The following is a 21,919-nucleotide window of genomic DNA, read 5'->3' on the forward strand; positions in this document are numbered from 1 at the left end:
AGATTAAAAATACAAAATAAACAGGAAATAGAAGCGGGAGAAAGGTCTATTCAAGGATGATTTTATTATTGCATCGGTCCTCATCCCAGTAGATTATTTTGGTTATATAGCCTTCGCGGCAGTTGCATGGGGCGGAAACCGGAATATAGGCAGATTTTTTTAAGAAGCGCCTGTTCTTTTTATCCAAATGGTAAACCTCATCTACAGGATATTCTGTAATTGTTTTTTCGGATGTATCTTCATTTTTAGAATAGGAATATTCTTCAGAAAGGATTCCGTTCTTATACACTTCAATAAGCTCCGGGCCGTACAGTGAATCCTGGTAGACGTATGTATATTCGCTGAACTCATTACCATGCTGATGAAAACTATATTCTAACTGATATTGTTGATTGTAGAAGTAGTAGAAGACTTCATAATCCGGGTTGTTTTCGTTTTCTCTGCTGTAAAGCTGAAGATATTTCTGTGGAGAGCTGAGATCAATATCTTTGATTTTTTTCAGATCTTCAGTTCCTTTATATCTGATTACAGGATTATTCTGGCCAGAATACATAAAATAAAATCTCCTGTCATCTCCGGATTTTTGGGCGTAATGCATCCTGTTGATACTGTCATATTGTATTTTTTCGTTACAGCTGAAACGAATTTTGCCTTTATATTTTTCAAAAGCTATTTCGGATAATTCCTTTTTCAGGTCTTTAAGCCGTCCGTAAATTTTAGTCCCTTCTTCGCTGCTAATCTCAGAAATAACAGGTTTTCCGCTTTCTATACAAACTGTTTTAAGAGATTTTAAATCGCATTGAAGATAATCTCGTGATTTCTGGGCAGAAAATAGCAATGGAACAATACCCAATAGGAGAAGCCTGATTTTACTATAGAAGTTTTTCAATGATATAAATAAACTACATAAAAAAATCAAAAAAAAGAAAAATAAAGATCTCATATTTTGTTTGGGGTTTATATTTTTCGGTGTATCACGAATATACAAATATCACTTCATATCGTCATCAAAAAAGAGTTGATAGGACTTCATAAAAATTAATGTTTTGTAAACCGTTTGAAAATAGAATTAAATAATTATTTTTGCTCAACTTAACAAATATTAAAAAAAGATTAAAATATGGCGTCAGGCTTTTTTGCAATTTTAGATGATATTGCAGCATTGATGGATGATGTGGCGGTTACCAGTAAACTGGCGACACAGAAAACAGCAGGAATTTTAGGGGATGACCTTGCTGTAAATGCAGAAAAGGCAACCGGTTTCCTTTCCTCCCGCGAACTTCCGGTATTGTGGGCGATTACAAAAGGTTCATTCATTAATAAACTGATTATTCTTCCTATAGCTTTTTTACTCAACTGGCTCTATAAACCGGCTATTGAAATTATTCTTATCCTGGGAGGATTATATCTGGCCTTTGAAGGAGTGGAAAAGATCATCGAATTTTTATTTCACCGTTCCAAAAAAGGACATGAAGTGGTTGAAGAAAGTAAAGAAGATGAGAACTCTGAAGTTTCTGAAAAATCAAAAATAAACTCAGCCATAAGAACAGATTTTATTCTTTCTATTGAAATTGTAATTATAGCTTTGGGGACTGTTATTCAGGAAAATCATCCGCTTATTACCCAGATTATTACAGTAACGTTCGTTTCATTTATTGCCACTGTCGGTGTATATGGAATTGTTGCCCTTATTGTAAGAATGGATGATGCAGGGTTTAAATTAATTAAAAAGAGCAATGATAAAGGAGTTGTTTCCAAACTGGGACATTTATTGGTAAAAGCACTTCCTGTGATCATTAAAATATTAGGGGTAGTGGGAACTATCGCCCTTATCCTGGTCTCAGGCGGAATTTTCGCCCATAACATTCATTATCTTCATGAACTGCTTCCCACTTGGCCTTCCATCCTGAAAGAGTTTACTTTCGGAATTGTAGGTGGATTGGCTGCCGTAGCTGTTTTCACAGTCGGGAAAATGATGTATTCCCTGGCTATAAAGAAATAATTGATTAACTATAATTGAAAAAAGCTCAGCAGTAATCCACTGCTGAGCTTTTTGTTGTATGCTTTATGATGATTTTATTGGGCAGAATATATTTTTGTTTCTGCTTTATTTTGCTCTCTGAGTTTTTGTTTATCTTTTAACTACAAACAAAAAAGGATTCCCGTAAGAATCCTTCTGTATATTAATTGAATAAATCTTTCACTTTGTCAAAGAAAGTTTTTTCCTTTCCGGATGGTTCTGCAACCATTTCTCCGCTGTTCATCTGCTTTTCAAAGAAATCTTTTTGTTCTTTATTAAGCTTTTGCGGGGTCCATACATTGATGTGGATGAACATATCACCTTTTCCATAGCTGTCAATGCTTGGAAGTCCTTTTCCTGCAAGTCTCAGAATTTTTCCGGACTGCGTTCCCGGGTCAACCGTAATCTTCACTTTTCCGCCTACGGTAGGAACCTCTTTTTTCGTTCCCAGTGCTGCTTCAGCAAATGAAATGTATAATTCCTGGTGAAGATTGTCGCCTTCTCTTTTGATGGTTTTATCAACTTCCTCTTCAATAATTACCAATAAATCTCCCGGAATTCCTCCGAAAGGGGCATCATTTCCTTTTCCTCTTACATTAAGCTGGATTCCGTCTCTTGCTCCCGCAGGAATATTGATGGTTACTTCCTCCTCATCTTTGATCAGTCCCTGAGCATTGGCTCCTGCCGGAATTTTATCAGCTACTTTACCGATTCCCTGACAGGTTCCGCAGGTAGTCTGGGTCTGCATTTGCCCGAACATGGTATTCATTACTTTAAGCTGAACACCGGATCCGTTACAGGTAGGACAGGTTTTGGAAGTAGCCCCTTCCGCCATCTTCATTTTTTTTACTTTAATGGTTTTCTGGGTACCGTTCACCATCTCTTCAAGGCTCAGCTTAATTCTGATTCTTAAATTGGAACCTCTTGCCTGCTGACGGCCACCTCCGCCACCTCCGAAACCTCCAAAGCCACCACCGAAAATATCTCCGAACTGGCTGAAAATGTCTTCCATATTCATACCACCTCCGAAGCCTCCACCTCCGAAACCACCGTTGCCGCCCACTCCGGCATGGCCAAACTGGTCATATCGGGCACGCTTCTGATCATCGCTCAGGATTTCGTAAGCTTCTGCAGCTTCTTTAAATTTTTCTTCAGCCTCTTTATCACCCGGGTTTTTGTCAGGGTGATATTTGATGGCCATTTTTCTATAGGCTTTCTTTATTTCGTCGCCTGAAGCAGATTTACTGATCTCCAGAACCTCGTAATAATCTCTCTTTGACATAATGCTTATAACTGATTGCTGATAAATGATAATTGATGTCTATTGCATAGTGCTTAAAGCGTTTGCCAATCAATTATCTCTCATCATTTATCATTATTTAATATTAGTTTCCTGTTACTACTTTTGCGAAACGGATCACTTTATCGTTCAGTGTGTATCCGGTTTCAATAACATCTACGATTTTGCCTTTCAGGTCTTCAGATGGGGCTGGAATCTGAGTGATTGCCTCATGAAAATCTACGTTAAAGCTGTCTCCTGCTTTTACTTCCATTGTTTTTAAGCCTTTTTCGCTCAGCTTATTCTTAAATTTCTGATAGATAAGTTCCACACCCTGAAGATCAGCCGGATTTCCGTTCTTCGCGATTTCTTTCAGTGCTCTTTCGAAGTCATCTAAAACCCCCAGCATAGAAACCATCATGTCCTGGTTGGCATACTGGAAGAATTCCATCTTCTCTTTAGCCGTTCTTTTTTTATAGTTTTCGAACTCGGCATACAATCTGATGTAACGGTCTTTTTCTTCTGCCAAAAGTTCCTCTGCAGAAGGTGATACTGTCACATTGTCTTCAGATGCTGTCTCGTTCTGAATATTGTTCTCTTCCTGATTATTGATGCTTTCTTCGTTAATATCCTGATTTTCCATAATTCAATATTTATTTACACAATGATTTGACAAAGATTCTGCCAAATGGAAAAATCAGGACATTAAGGCAGAAAAAAGAAGAAGATGCAAATGGTGAATAGAAATAGTCAATTATTGTGCATTGCTCATTATTAATCTTATTTTCCCGCAAACGTCTGATATAGTAAATATAGATTCAGAATTATAATGATTAAGGAAATGACCCATACACAGACCTTAAGGAAAGGCTTGTTGACAAATTCTCCCATTTTGGCTTTGTCACTGGTGAACATAACCAGAGGAACCACTGCAAAACTCAGCTGCATGGATAAGATAACCTGGCTTAATACCAATAAATCTGTGGTTCCCTGCTCGCCATAGATAATAGCAACAATCAGAGCCGGAATAACTGCAATCAGTCTTGTGATTAACCGTCTCAGCCATGGTTTTAATCGGATATTTAAAAAACCTTCCATGACGATCTGTCCGGCAAGGGTTCCGGTAAGGGTAGAATTCTGCCCTGAGGCCAGAAGGGCAATGGCGAAAGCAATACTTGCCATTGAAGCTCCTAGAATTGGAGTGAGCATTTTATAAGCGTCGTGAATATCTGCTACATGCTCATTTCCAGTGGTATGAAATGTTGCTGCGGCGAGGATAAGAATCGCTGCATTGATGAAGAATGCCAGCATCAGTGAAACGGTGCTGTCTAACGTGGCAAATTTAATGGCTTCTTTTTTTCCTTCCCTGTCCCGGGCATAATCTCTGGTCTGTACAATGCTGCTGTGCAGATACAGGTTATGAGGCATTACAGTAGCTCCCAGAATACCAATGGCAATATACAGCATAGCCGGATTCTGGATAATCTCTTTCTGAGGAACCAGTCCGCCAAGGATTTCATTGAATGCTGGTTTTGAAATCACAATCTCATAGACAAAACAGGAGAGGATGATAAAAATAAGCCCTCCTACAATACTTTCAATCCACCGGAAGCCTTTGGCCTGGAGCAACAGGATAAAGAGTACATCAATTGTGGTGATTACGATCCCCCAGGTCAGAGGAATATGAAATAAAAGGTTTAGTGCGATGGCGGAACCTATAACTTCTGCGAGATCACATGCGGCAATGGCAATTTCACAGAATATCCATAAAATAAAATTAGTAGTAGGGCTGAAGTGATCCCGGCAGGCCTGTGCAAGGTCTCTTTCTGCTACAACTCCCAATTTTACGGAAAGATGCTGAAGAACCATGGCAAAAATATTGGAAATAAGGATAACCGAGAGCAGAGTATATCCGAATTGAGCCCCTCCTGCAATATCTGTTGCCCAGTTTCCCGGATCCATATATCCTACGGCAACCATGAGTCCCGGCCCAGCAAAAGCAAGATATTTCCTCCAGAAAGTTGCTTTTTTAGGAACTTTGATTGAAGAATAGACCTCAGGAAGTGAGTGGGTGGTTTTATCTTTTCGCCAGGCGTTTTTTATATTGAAATTCATAAATGTTAGAAATGACTAACAAATTTAATTAAATAAATATAAATACAAAAATAAGTCAAAGAAAAATCCCGGAAAAATTATCTTCCGGGATTCTATTTTTATTGATTCTAAAAAGAATTATTTAGCGAATCTTACAGCCATTTTTCTGTCTGCAGCTCTTTCTGCATCAGAAGCTTTAGCATCTACTGTAGCAAATTTACTTCCGTAGCCGGCAGCTTCCAGTACCTGAGCTCCTACGCCTGCTTTTGTCATAGCAGCTTTGATGAATTCAGCTCTTTCCTTAGATAATTTCAGATTGGACGCTTCATTTCCTGTTTTATCAGTATAGCCTCCGATTTTGATTTTAGCTTCAGGGAAGGCTTTTAAAATGGCTACTAAATTATCAAGCTGTCCCTGAGAACCCGCTTCCAGTTCAGTAGAGCTTCCCATTTTGAAATTCACATGGTCGAAATTATACCATTTATCTTTTAGGGCAGCGTCATCAGCTGCATTTTTATACCCTCCTGATTTTAGGAAAGCAATCATCTGATCTTCCATTCCTCCTTTGTATCCTTTCAGCATAACCCCGTTAAGATCGATATTTTCATCGGTCTTAGTGGCTGCCGGAGCTGCTGTTGCAGAGGCCGAAGTGTCCGGAGGAGTAACCGCAGCTGATGAATCCACAGAAGATCCTGTAGAATCTGAGGTTGTTGTTGTAGTTGTAGTTTGTTTTTTCTCGCATTGCTTCCATAGGAAATAGCCGGCAGCAATTAACAGTAAAAGCGGAAGCAACCATTTCCAGATTGAACCTCCGCCTTCGTTGTTGTTATTTCTGTCAGGATTTGTTCCTGTAGGTGTAGTACTTCTTGTTACCTCTATTTTAGGCTCTTCAGTAGCTGCTGTTCTTATTGCATCATTGTCATTGTCAAACTTATATCCTTTGGCCCAGTCACCAATATTCAGTGAGGCCAGAGAAAGTCCTGCAGGCAGTAATGATGAAACAATTCCTTTCTGGTCATTCAGTAGGCTTGAAATTCCGGACTTGCCCAGATTATTATCGGCTGCATATTTGCCGATAGAGCCTATCGTAGCTCCTGTTACCAGATTCAGCAGTGAACTGGACGAGTTATTGCTGATTCCTGCGAAAGAGGCAATAGCGTTCACAATTCCGCCCACCTTATCTCCAAAAATGGAAGTCAGAAGGTTTGATATCATAGGATTATTAGAAGCCCCTCCTAATAAATTCCCTAAAATTCCGCTTGACGAAGCCCCGGTTATTGCATCTAAAACTCCCGGGTTGTCTGCGTTGTTGGCTAATCCTCCTACCACAGCAGGCAGTAAACCTCCAATTGCTTTTGAAATACCGGATTCACTTTCTCCAAACTGAGAAGCTGCTTGTGAAACCAAAGCGGGACCTAGCTGTCCTTTAATTAAATCAATGACATTTAAAGACATAATAAATTATTTTGAGATTAATGTTCCATAAATTTAAACAAAAATCTGTCCAAATGTCACTTTTTTTGAATATTTATTTAAATTTCGTCGAAATTTTCATAAATTGATAAAATTACTAGTAAGCTTTTGCGAATAATACACGTCTTTTAGAAGGTTTTCCTGAAATCATGGAAATTCCTTCTTCAATATCATCATCTAAAGGAATACATCTGATGGTAGCTTTCGTTTCATCCTTGATCTGTTCTTCCTCTTCTGCGGTTCCGTCCCAGTGTGCATAGATGAAACCTCCTTTTTCTTCAAGAACAGTTTTGAATTCTTCGTAACTATCCACTTTGGTAATGTTATCTTTTCTGAAGTTGAATGCTTTTTCGAAAATATCTTTCTGGATGGTCTGCAATAATTCTTCAATGTAGCTGTCCAGTCCTTCAATCGAACGTACCTCTTTAGTAAGATTGTCTCTTCTTGCAATTTCAACAGATTTGTTTTCCAGGTCTCTTGGCCCCATTGCTATTCTTACCGGAACACCTTTCAGTTCATATTCTGCAAATTTCCAGCCTGGTTTGTTCTGTGTATCATTATCGAATTTTACAGAAATTCCTTTTGCTTTTAGTTTAGCCTGGATATCTAATGCCACTTCACTGATCTGTGCAAGCTGCTCGTCTCCTTTAAAGATAGGAACAATTACCACTTGGATTGGCGCAAGGGTAGGAGGAAGCACCAAACCGAAATCGTCAGAGTGGGTCATGATCAAAGCTCCCATAAGACGGGTGGATGTACCCCATGAAGTAGCCCAAGCGTGTTCAATTTTCCCTTCTTTATTGGTAAACTTCACATCAAAAGCTTTTGCGAAATTTTGTCCCAGGAAGTGAGAGGTTCCGGCCTGAAGAGCTTTTCCGTCCTGCATTAAAGCTTCGATACAGTAGGTTTCATCAGCACCTGCGAATCTTTCAGAAGGTGTTTTCAATCCCTGGATTACCGGAATGGCCATAAAGTTTTCTGCAAAATCAGCATATACCTTATTCATTTTTTCTGCTTCTTCCACTGCTTCTTCTCTGGTAGCGTGGGCTGTGTGGCCTTCCTGCCACAGGAATTCAGCGGTTCTTAAGAACAAACGGGTTCTCATTTCCCAACGTACAACATTGGCCCATTGGTTGATGAGGATCGGAAGGTCTCTGTAAGACTGGATCCAGTTTTTATAGGTATTCCAGATAATTGCTTCAGAAGTAGGACGAACGATAAGCTCTTCTTCCAGTTTGGCATCCGGATCTACGATGAGTTTAGAAGGGTTGTCAGGGTCAGTCTTTAGTCTGTAATGGGTAACAACCGCACATTCTTTAGCAAAACCTTCTGCATTTTTCTCCTCAGCCTCAAATAAGCTTTTGGGCACAAAAAGCGGGAAATAAGCATTTACGTGACCTGTCTCTTTGAATTTCTTATCCATTTCATCACGCATTTTTTCCCAGATTGCATAGCCGTATGGTTTGATCACCATGCATCCCCGCACTCCAGAGTTTTCAGCTAGGTCAGCTTTTACAACCAGCTCATTATACCATTTGCTGTAATCTTCGCTTCTTGAGGTTAATTTTGCCATTATTTTTTTTAATTTTTTTAACTTTTGTACATTATTGTAATCTAAAAATAAAAATCTATTTTTGATAGATTTTTTTACCAGTGTTTTGGTACATTTTTGGTACAGATTGCAAATATAATTTAAATTAAAAATTTATACGTTATCATGAAAAAAAATATACATAAAAATTTGCTTGGTTTGTTAAAGTCCAAAGGGATTTTAGCCATATCGGGCGGATTGCTGCTTGTGTCTTGTGGCGCTCAGATGGGCGGATACACAGAGACAGACGGGGTGTACTATGACCCGAATAAAGATACTCTGCCTGAAGGAGTTATTATCAATGATGGCGGAAACCGTGTAGGTGAAAATTACGATTATTATCAGGAATCCAATGTGATTCAGAATGCAGAGGCTAATGCAAGGGAGCGTGATAACAGATATAATTCCTGGAGTGATGTTAACCTTAACATGAATGCAACAGATTCAGACTGGGGTAGTTTTGCAGGCTCACAGACCAACTATTATGATAATTCCTGGGGGTGGGGATATCCTTGGGGATGGTATGGCGGCTATAACCCATATTGGGGCTGGAACCGCGGCTGGGGCTGGGGTATGGGATTATCCTGGGGCTGGGGCGGATCATTCGGCTGGGGCTGGGGAGGCTCTATCGGATGGGGAAGCCCGTATTGGGGATATGGATACTCTCCTTACTGGGGAGGATATTATGATCCGTTCTGGGGAGGAGGCTACGGTTACCCTTACTGGGGCTGGGGCGGAGGCTACTGGGGTCATGGATATTATAACAGACCTGTCTACAGAAGAAGCAGCGGAGGAGGATTCAGTAATCCTGGTCTAACCAATGCAGTATATAATACCAATACTTACAGAGGCGGCTTCAGAAATAATGGCGATGCCGTAAGAAGCTCAAACAATGGTTTCAGAAACAGCAACAGCTCAAACAGCGGTTTCCGTAACTCAAATACAAATGGAGGGTTCAGACAAGGGAATTCAGACGGCGGTTTCAGACAAGGAAACACGAATGGAGGATTCAGAAACCAGTCTGGTGGATTCCGTAATTCAAATTCTCAGCCAAGACCTAACTATACTCCGCAGAGAGACAATGGCGGATTCAGAAATGACAGTGGATTCAGATCAAACGGAGGTTTCAATAACAGCAGCTCAGGTGGTTTCAGAGGCGGTTCTTCTGGCGGAGGCGGTGGCTTCAGAGGCGGCGGAGGCGGCGGTTTCAGAAGCGGCGGCAGATAATTATAAACTAAATAACTATTAAAAAAATAATGTTAAAAAAATCTTTAGTATTAACGGGCATTGCTGCAGCATTTTTTGCACAGGCTCAGGATGTTTCTGTATTGAGGAATACTGTGGAGGTTTATTCCGGTTCTTCTATGACGGGTTCTGCAAAATTCAATGCAATGGCAGGAGCTAACGGAGCTTTGGGGGGAGATGCCAATTCCCTGCTTACCAATCCAGCGGGTTTAGGGGTTGCTATTTCAAGTGAAGTTTCCGGAACTTTATCTATTGCAGGGAACAGAAATAAAAGTACCTGGAACGGTTCTACAGTAAACTATAACAAAACAAATACTGATGTTGGAAATATAGGAGGAGTGATTACTTTCCCGCTTATGACTGAAACAGCATGGAAGTTTATCAATATCGGAGTTAATTATTCCAATCAGTCATTAGATAATTATATAGAATCTTCGGGAAGCAATAACCTGATCACAGATTTCAATGACGGTAAAAGTGCATCATTGGCAGGCCATGCATATAACAGATACGGAAATCTTTCCAAAACAAGTTTCGGGGTTGGGGCCAACTATAACCACAGTGTATATATAGGTGCCGGCTTAAATTTCTTCGGAGCATCCATTGATCAGTATGATACAGCCGCTTTTCAGATGGTTGATAACGGATCTGTTGAGTTTTTTGACAGACAGAATACTCCTTTTTCTGAAAGATCAACCGGTTTCTCTGCTTCGTTAGGGGTTATCGGAAAATTAAGCCCTAATTTCAGAGTGGGAGCTTCTCTTGAAACACCTACTTTCTGGTCTATAGACAGGGAATATAATTTCTATAATGATCCGCAGAGAGGAGATGGTATCGGCGGAGAGAACCAAAAACTGACTACACCGCTTAAAGCCACTGTAAGTGCAGCGTTTGTAGCAAGCAAAAACTTTTCATTGAATGTAGACTATACCTTAGGCGTTACAAGACCTAAGTATAAAGTATATTCCGGAACAGAAAGCGATCTGAACAGTTTCTTTAAAGATAACTATAAGAATATTTCAGAAGTAAGAATCGGTGCAGAATACAGAATCAAGCAATTCAGATTAAGAGGCGGATATTCATACACCTCTAATCCTTTTGATGCTTTAACGGTAAGCCAGCTGAACCCTGATGCTTCTGTTGCAGACAGATCTTACAGCAATATGATGCTGAATGACAGAAACCTGGCTTCTTTCGGACTGGGATATGATTTCAAGTCATTCTATATTGATGCATCTTATCAGTATGTTACTTCCAGCTATAGCAATCCTTACTTAAGAGGTATTGAAACGGGAGATCCTGCTACAGATACAGCCTATTATTCTAGTAATAGAATCTTAGGATCAGATCATTTTGTAGTGACTGATGTGAAAAATAACAGAAATAACTTCTTTGTTACATTCGGCTGGAAATTCTAATTCCAGATTGTGTAATGAGTGATTAAATTGAGGCTCCGGGCATTGTCCGGAGCTTTTTTGCTGAAAATATCTGTTAAGATGAGGGTTGGAAGTTACTTTTACTTATAGGTATTAAAGGTAAAGTCAGATTTCCTTAAAAAAGATAAAATAGAATGGTACTGCTCATGATAGATGGCTTTCATAGTCTTTTTATCATCTCCCGGCGTCAAATCTAACTCCTGTTAATGATGATGTCCTGTATGAGGATGACTGTGAAAAAGATGCATAACCAGAGCCAGAGAAACGCCTACGATTACCAGTCCAATCTTAATCCAGTCAATATTGTGGTTTTTGTTACTTTCAAAAATGATAACAGATGAGATGTGAAGAAAAATTCCGCCTACGATGGCCAGAAAATAAGGCTGAAGATCCGGATTGAAGTAATTTCCCAGAAGCATTCCCATTGGAGAAGCTAGGGCAAATAAAGCAACAATCAGAAGTGAGGGGTAGGATGATCCTTTGGATTCATTTTTTCTGTTGAATAAAAAAGCCCCTAGAATGAATGAAATAGGAAGATTGTGAAATACAATTCCCAGAAGATAAGGTGACAGCATGTGCTCTTCATTGGCTAAAGGAATTCCCTCAATAAAGGCGTGAACAAATAACCCTATCATTAAAGCAGCCGGAAGGATATTGTGCTCATTATGATGATGAAAATGACCATGCTCAAAGCCTTTTGTTAACGCCTCAAGGATCATTTGCAGAAGAACTCCCGCAATCACAAATATTCCAAGATTGCTGCCTGCTTCGGAAGTGTAAACCTGTGGAAACACTTCATTCAGGCAGATCGTAATCAGGAATCCGGCACTCAGAATCAGCAGATTTTTGGCCAGTTTTTCTTTTTTCCCGAAGTGTTTTCCGAGAAATACTCCTGCAATCACACTTAGGATCAGTAAAAGTACCGTAATCATTATTTTTTCTTAAATAAATTAATGCATCTTGGTGAAATGTCTTTAGAGAATTCATTTAACTGATAATCTCCCCAGACTTTTGTTCTTTCAAAACTACAATCAGCTGCGTAAGAATGGATTTCTTCCAATGAGTGAAGTTTTACTTTTTCAAAGAAATGAAAAGGTTTTCCGTCTGCCTCAAAACGAATGTCCTTGATAACGTGCCTGCCTTCGATCTTTTTAAGAATTTTAAATTCAACATCACCGCGTTTTACGGAAGCTTCAGGGATTAATGTTTTTCTTACATATTCTTCATTCAGATAGTCCAGAACAAAGTATCCTCCGGGTTTCAGGGCATTATATACAGACTGGAAGACTTTTTTATCATCATTCTCATTGTCAAAATATCCGAAACTGGTAAATAAATTGAAAACCGCATCCATAGGATCAGCATCAATTGGATTTCGCATATCATGTACATCGAAAATAAGCGTCTGGTTTTCAAATTGTTTATCAAATTCTATACTCTGTCTGGAAAGGTCAAGCCCCAGTACATCATAGCCCAGTTTATTCAGAAAAACAGAATGTCTTCCTTTTCCGCAGGCCAGATCAATGACTTTGGACGCAGGCGGGAGCTGAAGGTCTTTCGTTAATGCTGTAATAAAGTTTTCTGCTTCCGTGTAGTCTCTGTTGTTATAGAGAAGATGATAATAAGGGGTATCAAACCAAGATTCAAACCATTCCATAATACAAAAATAACTAAATTTGCGCTGTTAAAAGCAAAGTATTTGCACTTTGAAAGATTGACAGGCTCAATGGAATTTTAAATTCTGATAGCTAATCTTTTAATTTTTAAATCATTAAATCTTTTAGCACCTTAATTATGGATACAGAAAATCTACAGATTCAGATAAAAACATTCTTCGGACTGGAGCAGATTTTAGCAGAAGAAGTCAAAAAGTTAGGCGGGAGAAAGGTAGAAGTTAAAAACAGAGCGGTTAATTGTGAGGGCGATCTTGGCTTCCTTTATAAAGTAAATTATTCAGCGAGAACAGCTTTGAAAATCTTGATCCCGATTCATGAATTTAAAGCATTTAACCAGCATCAGTTTTATGACAGGCTCTTCAAAGTGTCCTGGGAAGAATTCATGGATGTAGACCAGTCTTTTGCCATTGATGCTACGGTGAATTCGGAAACTTTTAAGCATTCACAGTTTGTGACCCTTAAAATGAAAGATGCCATAGTAGACTATTTTCAGGATAAGTTCAGGAGGCGGCCTAATGTAGAAACAAGATCGCCGGATATTAAATTTCACCTGCATATTGATCGTGAGCTGGTTACGATTTCTTTAGATTCGTCCGGAGACGCTTTATTTAAAAGAGGATATAGAAGAGAACAGGGTGAGGCTCCTATTAATGAGGTTCTTGCCAGCGGGATGCTTCAATTGGCAGGCTGGGACGGAAAAGGAAATTTCCTTGATCCTATGTGCGGATCTGGAACACTTTTGATTGAAGCGGCAATGATTGCGATGGATCTTCCTGCACAGACTTTCAGAAAAAGATTTGCTTTCCAGAACTGGAAAAATTATGATGCTGAATTGTTTGCCAAAATCAAAGAATTCCGTATCAACAGGGTGAAAGAATTTACCGGAAAAATTGTGGGATATGATATTGATGCCCGTATGCTGAATGCTGCAAGAATGAATATTGAAGCAGCAGAAATGGAAGATGTGATTGAAGTAAGAAAACAGAACTTCTTTGATTCCAAAAAAGAACTTTTCCCATTACTGATGGTATTTAATCCTCCTTATGATGAAAGAATTTCTATCAATGATGACGATTTTTACAAGAAAATAGGAGATACTTTCAAAACCCATTATCCAAACACATTGGCATGGCTGATCTCTTCCGATCTTGAAGCGGTGAAAAAGATCGGGCTTCGTCCATCCAGAAAGATTAAGCTTTTCAACGGAAAGCTGGAAACACGATTCCTGCAGTACGAAATGTATGAGGGAACAAAAAAAATTCATAAAATTGAAAATCCTAAATAACAGATCAACCTTCCATTCCGGAAGGTTTTTTTATTGCTTTATGACAAGAATTTTTATTTTTGTCTAAATTCAAATACACAATGGCCCTGAATTTTTTGAACGTTATAGACTTTATATCGAATCTTATTTCACTGGGAAAAACATCATCATCATCCGATTATCATTATGATGAGATGACCAACCTAATAAGAATAGAAAAGTAAAATATCTTACGGAAAAAGCCAGTGTTGCTTTTGTAGTTGCAGCTTCTGTATTGCTGTTTTTTGTTTTTAAAGATCCGTTCCCGCCGGAAAACTACAGCCAGACCCTGTTGCTTAACTGATGGGGATTGCGGTTTCTGGCATCCTGTTTTTTATTTTATCTATTGCAGGGCTTTATTATTTTAAAAGTCTGTTCAGGCTGCTTCTTTTCAGTGGTTCGGTGATCTTGTTTTTATTTCACTGGTACTGTGTATTTACTTTAAATCCGGTCTGTTTGTTTCAATAAAAAAGCTCCCTGAAAAAGGAGCTTAAGTATTGTAAAAGCCGGTTTTCAGTCCGGTATTATTTCTATAGAGTTGTTTTGGTAAACATCTGAACAGACATATATCCTCTTCCCCAGTTAAAATTCGGATCCGAAGTAGCCCACATGTTAAATCTGATGGTTGAAGTATCTGCAGTAGGTTCTACATAGCCATTTAAGGCATAAACTACATTAATTGGAGTAGCTGTATTATTAACAACAGTATCACCTACCGTAGCATTTACTGAGGCCATTCTTGATGCTACTCCCGTTGAAATGGCAGGAACCGTATATTTTCTTGATCCCGCCGGAAGTTCAGCTCCGTTTTTCAAAAATCTTATTCCAAAATATCCCCCGAAGTTAGTTGATAGGGTAGTAGTACCTATAGGGACACTATAAGTAGTAACCAGCTTAGCCTGGGTAAATGCAGGAACAGTGATGGTAATATTTAATCCTAAATTGAGGTTATTTATGGTAGTTCCTGCTGTAACGGCCTGGTCAACAGGGGCGGCTGCCGTGATGTCAAATACGTTATCAAGCCTCCAGGCTGTTTTATCACGCTGCTGATAGGTGATCCATTGCGGAGCTGCAGGAGTTCCGTAATTGGTATAAAAACCTTCTTCCATATTTACTGTAACATTGGTATTGTAAACAATAAGGCCTTTGGCTGGTGAAGGAATGGTTACGCCGTCTGTAGGAGTTGATAAGCTGACACGTGGAATCAGCATTCCTTTATTGGTAGCATCAACCTGAAATTTAGCCGAAGCATCCGGTGTTATTGTTCCCAAGGCTGCGGATCCTGATGAGGTAACAATGAAATCGTTGGCTGTCTGGGCCGGGGTAGGAGATGCTGCATTGTCCTTGTTCCCGTCCACATGAAATGTTCCGCTGGGATTATTTGTTCCTATTCCCACTTGCGCGTATGAGAAAATGCTGAAAGCCAATACGATAGGTATTAAATTTGTTTTCATAGATTGTACTTTTGATTGAGAATATTTAAAATTAAGGATTATTCGCGGATTTCCAGCAATAATTAATCCATAATGTATGAATTATATTTTGAGTTAATTGTTTAAAGATATTTTTTGTAATGATTAAAAAAATCTTGGATAATCTAGGGCAAAGTGTTTGCGGATTCTTTTATGAATAAGTAATTTTGAAAAATTTTTAATTTGAAGCCTACTATTTCCATTGTCGTTGCTATTTTCAACCGGAAAGATGAACTTTTCGAGCTGTTGAATTCTCTGTCTCATCAGACGGATAAAGAGTTTGAAGTTATTATTGTAGATGACGGATCCTTTGTTGATCTTAAGCCTACAATACATAATTTTGAGGAGATGCTGGATATTAAATACTTTCGTAAAGACAATTCAGGACCTGGCCTTACCAGAAATTACGGAGCAAAGAGGGCACAGAATGACTGGCTGCTTTTTGTAGACAGTGATGTGATTGTAGAGAAAGATTACATTGAGAATATCAAAAAAGACATTGAAACCATTCCGTGCGATGCATTCGGGGGAGCTGATAAGGCTCATAAAGGTTTTAATCTGATGCAGAAAGCTATTTCTTATTCCATGACATCTGTATTTACAACCGGGGGAATAAGAGGGAGCAAAAAATCTGTTTCCAAATTCCAGCCAAGAAGCTTTAACATGGGGGTGAAGAAATCTGTTTTTGAAAAAGTAGGTGGTTTTTCTGAAATGAGAATAGGTGAGGATCCGGATTTATCAATGACCCTTTGGGAAAACGGTTTCACAACCGCTTTTTTTGATGATATAGCTGTTTATCATAAACGCAGGGTTGATTTCGGGAAATTTTCCAAGCAGGTCTACCAGTTTGGCTGTGCAAGACCCATCCTTAATCAAAGACATCCGAATTACGTGAAAATATCCTTCGCTTTTCCTACCCTGTTTCTTTTAGGGTATATTTTAGGCTTTCTGGAGTATATTTTTATGAGAAGGGGAATCGTTCTTGCGTTTTACGGACTGTATACTTTTATGGTACTTTTTCACGCACTGATTGTTACCCGAAACATAAGCATTGCCGGCATGGCGGTAATTTCTACCTATATTCAGATGTTTTCTTACGGGTATGGCTTTTTAAAATCCTGGGTACTGCTGAATATTTTCAGAATGAAGCCTGAAGACGCTTTCCCTAAACATTTCCATAGAAAATAAAAGCTGCCGGAAATCCCGACAGCCTTTGTAACAATAAATTAAGATATGAATATGGTTTCATGGTTGAGAACACCTGTTTTCAGCATGCATTCCCGCATTTTTTGATAAGTTCTCTCTATATCCTGATCCAGACCGATCGAGAATCTGATCAGGCCATCTGATATTCCCATAGCCTCACGTTCTTCCTCAGGAATTTCTGATGAAGTAGAACTTCCGGAACACGAGAACAATGTTTTGTAGAACCCTAAGCTCACAGCCAGGTATCCTAGATTTTCCTGCTGCATCATTTCCATGAGCTCGTTGGCTTTGTCGGTTGTTCCCGCATCTAATGTCAGCAGTCCGCCGAATCCGTAATCTTCATGCATCATGCTTTTCATTAATTCATGATCCTTATGAGAGGCCAGTCCCGGGTAAGATACCTTTAATCCGTCTTTTTCAAATCTTTCAGCAAGGTACATGGCATTGTGGCTGTGCTGTTTCATTCTGATGTGGAGTGTTCTCAGGTTCTTCAGGATACTGGCAGAACGGAAACTGTCCATCGTAGGGCCAAGAAGCATACAGGCTCCGTTATTTACATTCTTAGTATCATTGATGAATTCCTGAGTACCGCAGTATACACCGCCAACAGTATCGCTGCTTCCGTTGATGAATTTAGTAAGGCTGTGAATCACAATATCCGCACCCAGTAATTTAGGTGAAACGGAAAGAGGAGAGAAGGTATTGTCCACAATCAGCTGTAAACCGTGTTTTTTACAGATTTCAGAGAGTTTTCTCAGGTCTGCAACCTCCAGAAGCGGATTGCTTACGCTTTCACAATAGATAATTTTAGTATTTGGCTTTATGGAGTTTTCGATAGACTCAAAATTGCTGATGTCTACGAAAGTGGTTTCAATATTGAAAGGAGGCAGGAAATTCTTTAAAAAAGCATAAGTTCCTCCATAAATAGTTCTGCTGGAAATAATATGATCACCACTTTTACAGATTTGCATCAAAACAGAAGTAATTGCTCCCATTCCGGATGCGGTAACATTGGCTGCTTCGGTGTTTTCCATTTTAGCCAGTGCCTGGGCAAGATAAAGGTTCATCGGAGATGAATGTCTTGAATATAAATAACATCCTTCCGCATTCCCTTCAAAAGTATCAAACATGGTTTTTGCAGAAAGAAAAGTATAGGTAGAGCTGTCTGAAATTGACGGATTTACTCCCCCGAATTCACCAAAATACTGAAGATCCTGGATCTCATTGGCCGCATTGAAATTTTCCATAAGCTTTAGGTTTTATTGATGGTCTAAATATGCTTTGTTTTCAGAATTATTACAATATAAATTTAAATTTGTAGAATATAAATCTATTATTTGCGTTTTGATTAGAAAATATGTTTGTTATCTTTGAAAATGTTAAACTTTTTCCAAAAAAACATCTATGAATTTTGATGAAACAGATAAAAAACTGCTCCTGTTACTGCAGGAAGACTGTAAGCAAACAACCAAAGAGCTGTCTTACAAGCTTGGTCTCTCTGTTACTGCTGTATATGAACGGGTAAGAAAACTGGAAAATCTGGGCGTGATTTCAAAATATGTAGCTCTCCTTGACCGCAATAAAGTAAACCGGGATTTCATTGTCCTGTGTCATATAAAACTAACGCAGCACAAAAAGGAATTTGTAATGCAGTTTGAAAAGGAAATTATGAATCTTAATGAAGTTACAGAATGTTTCCATGTAAGCGGGGATTATGATTACATCCTCAAAATAGGGGTGAGAGATATGCAGGACTACAGAAATTTTATGCTGACCAAATTGACGGCATTACAGCATATTGCAAGCACCCACAGCTCATTTATGATCTCTGAGGTGAAAAATACAACGGCTATTGAACTTTAATCCGGTTAAATTAAAACTCCGTGTTTTGATGCAATAGGCTCGGGAAGATCAGTTTCTCCGCCCATCTGAAGAAGATCAATTTCAATGGTTCTGCATATCGAAAGCATTGGAACATCAAACATCAACCCGGCGAAAGGGTTCTCCGAATAATCTCCCACCAGTTCCATAATGATATAAATCCATCCGATGATGATACAGAAAGGAATAGACGCCCATATTCCGAAGTCTCCCAGCTTGGCAAACTCATTAACCAATCCCAGAGGGAGCAGCATAATAAAAAGAATATTAAAGACAAATGCGGTGCTGGCGAACTGTCTGGGTGAAGGGAATTTTTTGATTCTTTCAGCCTGGCCCTGGAAAGCATAGAATTCATTTAGGCAGGTTTGCAGCTGCATCTGGTTGAATTCCGTAATGGCGTTCATGTTTTTTAACTCATTGATGTCTTTTGCCTGCTGAGAGTTCAGATAAGTGGCAAAGTTTTTATAGTTATCTTTAAGTTCATATTCTTCTTCTGAAAGGTATTTATGAAGGAAAATAGGGGCTCTTCCGTAATCGGGAAATCCTGCTTTAATCAGTCTGTTTCTTCTCAGGTTGATATTTCCGAATTTATTTTCCGAGCTGATATGTTCCCATTCAGTAGGAATCAGAAGCTGCTCACGAAAAGTATACAGCCATGCAATATGACGGTAAACGATTCTTCTTTTCCGATCTTCCAGATCAAAGGATCCTATTTCTTCATTTTGAGTATTGAAAGCATAGACCATAGAAGCAAAAGACCGGCTGGAATTCACAATACCGCCCCAAATCTTTCTGGCTTCCCAAAGCCTGTCGTAGGCCTGATTGTTTTTAAAACCTACTAAAAAGGCCTCAGCCGTACCAATCAGGGCTACCGGAACCCAGGGTATAATCATCCATTGCCAATTGAAAAAATAAAAAAGAACAGCGATCAGGGTACACCATATGCTGATCAGGATCAGATGAGCGCCGGATAAATTGAGAACCTGCCTGTAATTGACATATTTCGTTGTGATCATAATGCTTCTGAAAATTTGATGTGCATATAAACAAAATGGATACCAAAAACGAGGCACCCTTCTGTTTATTAAAATTAATAAAAAAAACCTCTGATTTTTCAGAGGTTTCAAATATTTAATAATTAAGCATTTCTTCGATTTTTTTGCTGAGTTTTTCAGCATTCGGAAGCATTTCTTTTTCCAGAACCAGATTGATTGGAACCGCAGGTACATCCAGCGATCCCATGGTTTCTACCGGAGCATCCAGATATTTGAAGCAGTTTTTCGAGATACGGTGGGCAAAAGCTTCAGCAAATGAATTGTTAAGCTGTTCTTCGGTAAGAACGATGCATTTTCCGTGTGCTTTTACTCTTTCAAATACAAGTTCTTCATCCAAAGGAATTAAAGTTCTCAGGTCTATTACCTCAACTCGTCCGTTAAAATTTTTAGCGGCTTCTTTAGCCCAGTAAACGCCCATTCCGTAAGTTACAACGAGTAGTGTTCTTCCTTTTTCGGTTTCGTTCTGATCTGCTTCAATAATTACTTTTCCTTTTCCGAAAGGTAAAATGTAGTCTTCAGCAGGTTCAATGGTTTTAGCATCTTCAGTTCCCGGAACTTTGCTCCAGTAAAGGCCTTTATGTTCCAGCATAACCACCGGGTTCGGATCATAATAAGCAGCTTTTAGAAGACCTTTAAAGTCTGCTGCATTACTAGGATAAGCAATTTTGATTCCTTTTATGTTGGCCAGGATACTTTCTACACTTCCGCTGTGGTAAGGCCCGCCTCCGCCATAAGCACCAATGGGTACACGAATGATGTTGCTCACCGGATATTTTCCGCCACTCAGGTAGCTTGATTTTGAAATCTCTGTGATCAGCTGGTTGATTCCCGGATAAATATAGTCTGCAAACTGAACTTCAACAATCGGTTTTAGGCCTACAGCGCTCATTCCTGTGGTAGATCCTATTATATAAGCTTCCTGAATAGCGGTGTTGAATACCCTTTTATTTCCGAATTTTTTCCCTAAAGTAACTGTTTCACGGAAAACTCCTCCAATTCTTTCTCCTACATCCTGTCCATATAGCAATGCTTCCGGATGTTTCCACATCAGTTCCTGAATGGCATGGATAGCAGCGTCTACCATAACGATTTTTTCACCGTCTGCGGGTTCACGGGTACCTGTTTCTTCGGTAATGGGAGTAGGGGCGAAAACGTGCTGCATAACCGTTTCAGGCTTTGGATCTTCAGCGTTTTTTGCTTTTTCGAAAGCTTCTTCAGCTTCAAGACGTGCTTTTTTGGTGATCTGCTTTAAAAGATCTTCATCTGTTCCTGATTCCAGTAAATGCTTTCTCAGAATTTCTCCCGGATCTTTTGCTCTATGTTTAGTTAAATCTTCCTCATCTCTGTAGAATTCTCTTCTTACTCCTGAAGTATGATGGCCGATAAGTACGGTTTTTGCACAAACCACTAAAGGTTTCCTTTCGTTTCTTACAAAATCAACCGCCTTTTTCATTGCTTCAAAACTTTCCACAAAGTCTGTTCCGTCTACACGCATTCTGCTGAGGCCGGTAAATCCTGCCACAAAATCATAGGCGTCACAGGTTCTGGCTTCTTCTTTGGTGACGGAAATACCCCATTCATTATCCTGTACAAGGAATATAATCGGAAGTTGGTGCAGAGCGGCAAATTGTAAAGCTTCACTCACTTCGCCCTCCGTTACTGAGTTGTCGCCAAGACTGCATACGACAACCGGGTTGTTTTCGAAATTCTGCAAATTGAATTCCTGGATGTATTTTATCCCCTGGGCAACACCAGTGGTAGGAATTGTCTGCATCCCTGTGGCTGAACTCTGATGAATGATCTTAGGTTTGTCCTCATCCCTGCTTGAAGGGTGGGAATAATACGATCTTCCTCCGGAAAATGGGTCTTCTGCTTTAGCCAGTAACTGAAGCATCAATTGATAAGGCTCAAAACCAATTCCTAAAAGAATACTTTCGTCTCTGTAGTAAGGCGAAACCCAGTCCTCTTTTTTTAGTTGGTATGCGGTAGCCAGCTGAATCGCTTCGTGACCTCTTGAAGTACTATGAACATATTTACATATATTTCTGTTTTCTTCATAGATGTCTGCCATTGCTTTAGCCAGCATCATATGATTATATGCTTTTAGCAGGATATCCTGAGAAACCTTTTCGTGAAGTGTATTTTCCATAGATAGCAAATATACATAAAAAAACAAAATACTAACAAG

At 39.3% G+C, this 21,919-nt stretch carries 18 protein-coding genes; 6 read left to right on the forward strand and 12 right to left on the reverse strand.

What is annotated here, in order from left to right; genetic code table 11:
* Nucleotides 1-46 precede the first annotated feature (46 nt).
* Nucleotides 47-889, reverse strand: a complete 843-nt coding sequence (locus AOB46_RS04570; RefSeq protein WP_131724319.1) for a hypothetical protein — start codon at nt 887-889, stop codon at nt 47-49.
* A 231-nt stretch (nt 890-1,120) separates the two neighbouring features.
* Between AOB46_RS04570 and AOB46_RS04575 the strand changes: the two genes are divergently transcribed.
* Nucleotides 1,121-2,002, forward strand: a complete 882-nt coding sequence (locus AOB46_RS04575; protein WP_062696898.1) for a DUF808 domain-containing protein — start codon at nt 1,121-1,123, stop codon at nt 2,000-2,002.
* 181 nt (nt 2,003-2,183) lie between these two features.
* Here the strand turns inward: AOB46_RS04575 and dnaJ are convergent, their stop codons facing one another.
* From dnaJ to proS, 5 genes are all read right to left on the reverse strand, one after another.
* Nucleotides 2,184-3,302, reverse strand: a complete 1,119-nt coding sequence (gene dnaJ, locus AOB46_RS04580) for a molecular chaperone DnaJ (RefSeq protein WP_062696899.1) — start codon at nt 3,300-3,302, stop codon at nt 2,184-2,186.
* A gap of 103 nt (nt 3,303-3,405) precedes the next feature.
* Nucleotides 3,406-3,942, reverse strand: a complete 537-nt coding sequence (locus tag AOB46_RS04585) for a nucleotide exchange factor GrpE (RefSeq protein WP_062696900.1) — start codon at nt 3,940-3,942, stop codon at nt 3,406-3,408.
* Nucleotides 3,943-4,079: 137 nt separating this feature from the next.
* Nucleotides 4,080-5,414 (reverse strand): Nramp family divalent metal transporter, encoded by a 1,335-nt coding sequence (locus tag AOB46_RS04590; protein ID WP_062696901.1) that lies wholly within the window; start codon nt 5,412-5,414, stop codon nt 4,080-4,082.
* Nucleotides 5,415-5,531: 117 nt separating this feature from the next.
* Nucleotides 5,532-6,848, reverse strand: coding sequence for an OmpA family protein (locus AOB46_RS04595; protein ID WP_062696902.1), 1,317 nt, complete (start codon nt 6,846-6,848; stop codon nt 5,532-5,534).
* 115 nt (nt 6,849-6,963) lie between these two features.
* Nucleotides 6,964-8,439, reverse strand: coding sequence for a proline--tRNA ligase (proS, locus tag AOB46_RS04600; RefSeq protein WP_062696903.1), 1,476 nt, complete (start codon nt 8,437-8,439; stop codon nt 6,964-6,966).
* Nucleotides 8,440-8,583: 144 nt separating this feature from the next.
* Between proS and AOB46_RS24030 the strand changes: the two genes are divergently transcribed.
* Together AOB46_RS24030 and AOB46_RS04610 are read left to right on the forward strand one after the other, a co-directional pair.
* The gene (locus AOB46_RS24030) at nt 8,584-9,684 is read left to right on the forward strand and encodes a prolyl-tRNA synthetase (protein ID WP_082377019.1); all 1,101 of its coding nucleotides are present in this window, start codon (nt 8,584-8,586) and stop codon (nt 9,682-9,684) included.
* A 29-nt stretch (nt 9,685-9,713) separates the two neighbouring features.
* Nucleotides 9,714-11,120, forward strand: a complete 1,407-nt coding sequence (locus tag AOB46_RS04610; protein WP_062696904.1) for an OmpP1/FadL family transporter — start codon at nt 9,714-9,716, stop codon at nt 11,118-11,120.
* 221 nt (nt 11,121-11,341) lie between these two features.
* Here the strand turns inward: AOB46_RS04610 and AOB46_RS04615 are convergent, their stop codons facing one another.
* Both AOB46_RS04615 and AOB46_RS04620 read right to left on the reverse strand, forming a co-directional pair.
* Entirely contained in the window at nt 11,342-12,067 is a 726-nt protein-coding gene (locus AOB46_RS04615; protein ID WP_062697311.1) for a ZIP family metal transporter, read from the reverse strand.
* Between the two features lie 2 nt (nt 12,068-12,069).
* Nucleotides 12,070-12,795, reverse strand: coding sequence for an SAM-dependent methyltransferase (locus AOB46_RS04620; RefSeq protein WP_062696905.1), 726 nt, complete (start codon nt 12,793-12,795; stop codon nt 12,070-12,072).
* Between the two features lie 137 nt (nt 12,796-12,932).
* Here AOB46_RS04620 and AOB46_RS04625 point away from each other — a divergent pair, with 137 nt between their 5' ends.
* The gene (locus tag AOB46_RS04625) at nt 12,933-14,099 is read left to right on the forward strand and encodes a class I SAM-dependent RNA methyltransferase (protein ID WP_062696906.1); all 1,167 of its coding nucleotides are present in this window, start codon (nt 12,933-12,935) and stop codon (nt 14,097-14,099) included.
* A 548-nt stretch (nt 14,100-14,647) separates the two neighbouring features.
* Here AOB46_RS04625 and AOB46_RS04630 read toward each other — a convergent pair.
* The gene (locus AOB46_RS04630; protein ID WP_062696907.1) at nt 14,648-15,571 is read right to left on the reverse strand and encodes a hypothetical protein; all 924 of its coding nucleotides are present in this window, start codon (nt 15,569-15,571) and stop codon (nt 14,648-14,650) included.
* A 201-nt stretch (nt 15,572-15,772) separates the two neighbouring features.
* Between AOB46_RS04630 and AOB46_RS04635 the strand changes: the two genes are divergently transcribed.
* Nucleotides 15,773-16,777 carry a glycosyltransferase gene (locus AOB46_RS04635; RefSeq protein ID WP_062696908.1) on the forward strand — a complete coding sequence of 335 codons (1,005 nt, stop codon included), beginning with the start codon at nt 15,773-15,775 and terminating at the stop codon, nt 16,775-16,777.
* Between the two features lie 38 nt (nt 16,778-16,815).
* On the opposite strand, the gene AOB46_RS04640 is transcribed toward AOB46_RS04635, so the two are convergent.
* Entirely contained in the window at nt 16,816-18,042 is a 1,227-nt protein-coding gene (locus AOB46_RS04640; RefSeq protein WP_062696909.1) for an aminotransferase class I/II-fold pyridoxal phosphate-dependent enzyme, read from the reverse strand.
* A gap of 157 nt (nt 18,043-18,199) precedes the next feature.
* On the opposite strand from AOB46_RS04640, the gene AOB46_RS04645 reads away from it, so the two are divergent.
* The gene (locus tag AOB46_RS04645) at nt 18,200-18,658 is read left to right on the forward strand and encodes an Lrp/AsnC family transcriptional regulator (RefSeq protein ID WP_062696910.1); all 459 of its coding nucleotides are present in this window, start codon (nt 18,200-18,202) and stop codon (nt 18,656-18,658) included.
* 5 nt (nt 18,659-18,663) lie between these two features.
* On the opposite strand, the gene AOB46_RS04650 is transcribed toward AOB46_RS04645, so the two are convergent.
* Both AOB46_RS04650 and AOB46_RS04655 read right to left on the reverse strand, forming a co-directional pair.
* Nucleotides 18,664-19,692, reverse strand: a complete 1,029-nt coding sequence (locus AOB46_RS04650) for a bestrophin family protein (protein ID WP_062697313.1) — start codon at nt 19,690-19,692, stop codon at nt 18,664-18,666.
* Between the two features lie 115 nt (nt 19,693-19,807).
* Nucleotides 19,808-21,880, reverse strand: a complete 2,073-nt coding sequence (locus AOB46_RS04655) for a thiamine pyrophosphate-dependent enzyme (protein ID WP_062696911.1) — start codon at nt 21,878-21,880, stop codon at nt 19,808-19,810.
* Between the last annotated feature and the right edge of the window lie 39 nt (nt 21,881-21,919).

Source organism: Chryseobacterium indologenes (assembly GCF_001295265.1).
Taxonomy (GTDB): Bacteria; Bacteroidota; Bacteroidia; order Flavobacteriales; family Weeksellaceae; genus Chryseobacterium; species Chryseobacterium indologenes_A.